We start from the raw sequence: 4,301 nt of genomic DNA, 5'->3' as shown, positions 1-4,301 counted from the left end.
TGCGTAGTGCGAACTTTGGTCGGTTCAGCACGGCAACCTACGCTCGTTCTCTTTTACACCGCATCTCGGACGCGACCAGGTGGTCGTAGCCCACCGCCCAGTCGTCAAGAAATGGCCGGATGCATCCGAAGTAGACATAGATGCTAGACGCGGACCGGGGCCGTGACCTGGTGTCGCCGTTGAGCAGGACCAGCAGCCACTGCCGGACGGGATTGATGAAGCCGGGCGCGAAAGGGCTTGTGACGCGGTCGATCCAGGATCTGATCGCCGGAGCGAATTCATCGTGGAGCAGGTCCAGATCGGTGAGCACTTCGACAAGCCGAGGCCGCGACACCCAGCGGGGCGGTCGGGCTCGGACCTCGCTGAGCGAAACGCGCTCACCTGCGGGGAGGTCAGTCAGCACCGTGACGAGCCCATCCAGCACGCATCTGGTGGTCGAGGGGTTCCAGCCGCCGACTTGGCCGAGTTCCTGAGCATGATGCGCCGCTGCTCGCAGCACCGGATCACTTGCCGTCAACGCCGGGTGCTGCCAGCGCGGTGGGGCCGGCTGGCCGTCCTTGCGCCGACGCTCGGATGCCCGCGCCGAGCATGCGTTGCTGCAGTAGACCTGATTTCGGCGTCGCTTCTCGGGCAACGGGGTGCTGCAGTGTGCGCAGTTCATCGAGGCGGTAGCGACCGCCCGGTCCCGGTGCGCGGGGAGATCGACCGATCTTGGCCGACCACCGTGGTCTGGTCATCGTTGTGGTGCCGCGGCTCGGCGACAGCATCGGGTTCGGGGATCAGTAGTTCGTCGACGCCGCAGCCCAGCACGGTGCAGATGACGTCGAGCTCGTCGAGCTTGACCACGTTGGGGCTTCCCGACCACAGTCCCGACATCTTGCCGGCGCTGATGATCAGGCCACGTTCGGCGAGCATTCGCTGGAACTCGCTGGCCTTCCAGATTCCGCGGTTCGCGGCCGCCAGGCGCAGGTTCCATTTCATCGGGTGAGTCCTTTCCATCGGTCGGCGACGCGGCACTGTCCGGTGACCCAGGCGTCTTCGATGTGGGTGGCATGGACGTGGATGTATCTGGCCGTGGTGCCGGTCCAGGCGTGGCCGAGCAACTCCTGGATCGCGAACAGGTTCATCCCGGCAAGGTAGAGCTGGGAGGTGCAAAAGTGCCGCAGCACGTGCGGTGTTAGCCGTCCCGACCAGGTCGGCAGGTGGCGGTCGACGGCGTCGATCAAGGCGCGGCGAAACACGTCCGCCGTGGCGCGGGTGCAGGTGCCCTCGGCGTTCTTCCGCTCGGAGGGGAACAACGGGGTGCGATGGCTGGACAGGTCGAGCTCGAAGAGCCCGAGGACGTCCTCGATGAACCAGCGCAGGCTGCGATCGGCGCCGTTGATCAGGGGCACCAGCCGTGGCTTGGGCCCTTTGCGGCGAGATCCCTTCCCATGGCGGACGTTCAGCTTGCCGAACCGGCCCAGCTCCCAGCGCACGTCGTCCAGGTCCAGCATCCGGGCCTCGTTGATCCGTAACCCGACATCGGCGACCAACCGGGCCACGGCGTAGTTGCGGGCCGCCGGGGCGAACTTGCGGCAGCTCAGCAGCTCTTCGCGCCACCCAGCGAACAGTTGCTCGATCTCCTCGACGGTCGGCGGGACGCGCAACTGCGGATCCACGGACAACCGTGGACGGTTGACCTCATCGAGCGGACACTCTACGACTCGGCCGGTGAGGTTGTGCAGCTCAACCTTGTGCCTGAGCTCCAGAAACCGGAAGAACACCGTCAGAGCGGCCGCTCTGACGGTGCGAGTGGAGGGCTTGGCCTCTCGCAGCACCTTGCCGAAGTAGACGTCGCCGTCTTCGGGCTGCATTTCCCACAGCGGCCGGCCGAACCAATCCCGGATCAGCTCCAGATGATTGGCGTCGTTGCGGATGGTGCTGTCGGTCAGTCCTGCTGACGCGCGAGCCAGCACGAACTCTGCCAGGATGTCCGTCTCGAAGGCGGCGAGATCTTCTTCGCTGCCTGGGGCTCGATGATTGCGTAGGTCTCGCACGACTCCCAGCGCCAACCCACACCTCCCGACTTCATCGGCGCCGCCATCCCATCACTCTCGTGACAGAAGCCTCACGGAGAGTGAAGTTACTTCGGTGTGTGGTGATCCATCTGGCAAACGGGAGTAGACGCAGTTCGCAGGCAGTGAGCGTGCAGGGTGAGGAGGATCCAGCGCCCTCAACTCAAGAACTGTTGCTTACCCGGGACGACGTGAACCAGCTGCTCGAGCAGATTGAAGTCGAAACCAAGCGTTCAGTGACTCGTAACAGCCCGACCGGCCCCTGTCCTATCTGGAGGAGCAGTTCCTCACGCACGTCGAGAAGGGCAGGTGACCTCCCAGGCCGCCTCGATCATCCGGAAGATCTCGTCCACCGCAGCCTCCGGATCGGCCGCCTCACGGGCCAGCGAATGGGCGTCGATCACGAACCTCGCGATCGTCCGGCAAGCCGTTGTGGTCTGTGACAGGTCGAGATCAGCAGCGATGGCCGTTGCCAACGACTCTGCATGGCGCAGCCTCATCGACGCCTCGTATTCCCGCAGGGTAGGTGATTCGTCGACCATGCGCCAGATCGGGGCGGCGCTGTCCGCCGTGCAATGTCGCACCAGGGCCTGGATCTCGCGGCGCAGCGCAGGCATGAGCGGCTCGTGCGGCGCCCGGCCGGTGACCGCCTGCGTGAGGCGTTGCTCGAAGTCTTCGTCCTGCTCGAACACCAGGGCCTCTTTCGAGGCGAAGTGGGAGAAGAGCGTGGTGACGGCTACGTCGGCCTCGGCGGCCACGTCACGGATGCCCACCGCGTCGTACCCGCGTTCCAGGAAGAGCTGCAGGGCGGCGTCAGCAATCTTCTGGCGGGTCGCGGCCTTCTTACGCTCACGGCGTCCGGACGGCAGGGTCATGCTCCAATACTATCAGGTACAAAGGTGGAATTGTTTTCAAAAGCTAACCGTTAGTGTTACAGTCGACCGCATGAAAAGAGTGAGCTTCGCCGAGTTCGGCGGTCCGGACGTTCTGCAACTCGTAGACGCCGAGGAGCCCCACGCGGGCCTCGGTCAGGTACGCATCGCTGTGCGGGCGGCGGGCGTGAACCCCGCCGACTGGAGGATCCGTGAAGGCCAGTTCCAGAAGGTCCATCCGATCGAGTTGCCCGCCGGAGTCGGGCAGGACGCCTCTGGGGTGGTGGACGAGGTCGGCGAGGGCGTCGAAGGGGTCGAGGTTGGCGACCACGTGTTCGGCAAAGGCTCGAGCACCTATGCCGAGTTCGCCGTGCTGTCAGCCTGGGCCCGTATGCCCGAGGGGCTGACGTTCGAAGAGGCGGCCGGGTACCCCTCCGTGGTGGAGACCGCGCTGCGCATCATCCGCCAAGTCGGTGTGCAGTCCGGGCAGACGCTGCTGGTCAGCGGTGCGTCGGGGGGAGTCGGATCGGCGGTGCTGCAGATCGCCCGCGACCGCGGCATCACGGTGATCGGCACGGCTGGGGCCGCAAACCAGGACTATCTGCGTAGCCTGGGTGCCGTCGCCACGACGTACGGCGAGGGCTGGGTCGAGCGGGTGCGGCAGCTCGGCCATGTCGACGCAGCTCTTGATCTGGCCGGCTCGGGCGTGATCCGCGAGCTCGTCGAGCTGACCGGGGGGCCGCAGAAGGTGATCTCCATCGCCGATCTCGGTGCGCCGGAGCTCGGTGTCCAATTCTCCGGCGTGGCCGGGAGCATGCCGGAAGCGCTCGCCGAGGCCGCCGGCCTCATCTCGCGGGGAAAGCTCCATATCCCTGTCGAGAAGTCGTACACGCTCGCCGAGGCCGCGGCGGCGCATATCGACAGCCATGCCGGTCACACGCGCGGGCGCCGGGTCGTGGTCGTCTGAGCCGTTTCCTGCGCAGTTGCACGGCCCGGCAAGCTGAAGGTCTTGCCGACCTACAAGTTCCTGGCTGAACTGAATCGAGTCCGAGTTCGCCGCCCTGCGCTACTACGCCCTGAGCGGCACCGATCACCGCAGTCATGCCGAGCAGAACGCGGCGATCGGTGCCTACGTGCGCTGGCGCAATGCCCGAGTCCGGCCCAAGACTAACTTCGCCGCCAGCTCACCCATCAGGAGCTGGACCAGTTACCCGGCCGAGGTTCGTGATGGGCCACCACTAGTGCGACGTTCCTCAAAGCAGGTAGGTAAAACGGCGTCGGCGTTGACGAGGGTAGGGAGCTGGACGGCCCCAGATCCAGCGGCGGGCGCGGGTGTTGAGCTGGGTGGTCGCCACGGCGGTGGCGTAGGCGA

5 protein-coding genes are annotated in these 4,301 nt (G+C 65.8%); 1 reads left to right on the top strand and 4 read right to left on the bottom strand.

From position 1 onward, the window contains the following. Window positions 1-37: 37 nt before the first annotated feature. The 4 genes from ACSDR0_RS49495 to ACSDR0_RS49480 form a co-directional block, all read right to left on the bottom strand. On the bottom strand, window positions 38-634 hold the full coding sequence (locus ACSDR0_RS49495) for a hypothetical protein (protein ID WP_435295940.1): 597 nt from the start codon (window positions 632-634) through the stop codon (window positions 38-40). Window positions 635-657: 23 nt separating this feature from the next. Continuing rightward, complete coding sequence (locus tag ACSDR0_RS49490; RefSeq protein ID WP_435295939.1) at window positions 658-981, bottom strand: helix-turn-helix domain-containing protein; 324 nt, start codon at window positions 979-981, stop codon at window positions 658-660. After that, on the bottom strand, window positions 978-2,054 hold the full coding sequence (locus ACSDR0_RS49485; RefSeq protein WP_435295938.1) for a tyrosine-type recombinase/integrase: 1,077 nt from the start codon (window positions 2,052-2,054) through the stop codon (window positions 978-980). The genes ACSDR0_RS49490 and ACSDR0_RS49485 overlap by 4 nt, the downstream gene beginning before the upstream one ends. 290 nt (window positions 2,055-2,344) lie before the next feature. Next, window positions 2,345-2,932 carry a TetR/AcrR family transcriptional regulator gene (locus ACSDR0_RS49480; RefSeq protein ID WP_435295937.1) on the bottom strand — a complete coding sequence of 196 codons (588 nt, stop codon included), beginning with the start codon at window positions 2,930-2,932 and terminating at the stop codon, window positions 2,345-2,347. Window positions 2,933-3,002: 70 nt separating this feature from the next. On the opposite strand from ACSDR0_RS49480, the gene ACSDR0_RS49475 reads away from it, so the two are divergent. Next, entirely contained in the window at window positions 3,003-3,896 is an 894-nt protein-coding gene (locus tag ACSDR0_RS49475; protein ID WP_435295936.1) for an NADP-dependent oxidoreductase, read from the top strand. The last annotated feature ends 405 nt before the right edge of the window (window positions 3,897-4,301 follow it).

This window comes from Streptosporangium sp. G11, from assembly GCF_051192615.1.
GTDB lineage: Bacteria > Actinomycetota > Actinomycetes > Streptosporangiales > Streptosporangiaceae > Streptosporangium.
The sequence above is the reverse complement of the archived record's forward strand: the minus strand, read 5'-3'. Positions and strand labels throughout refer to the sequence as shown.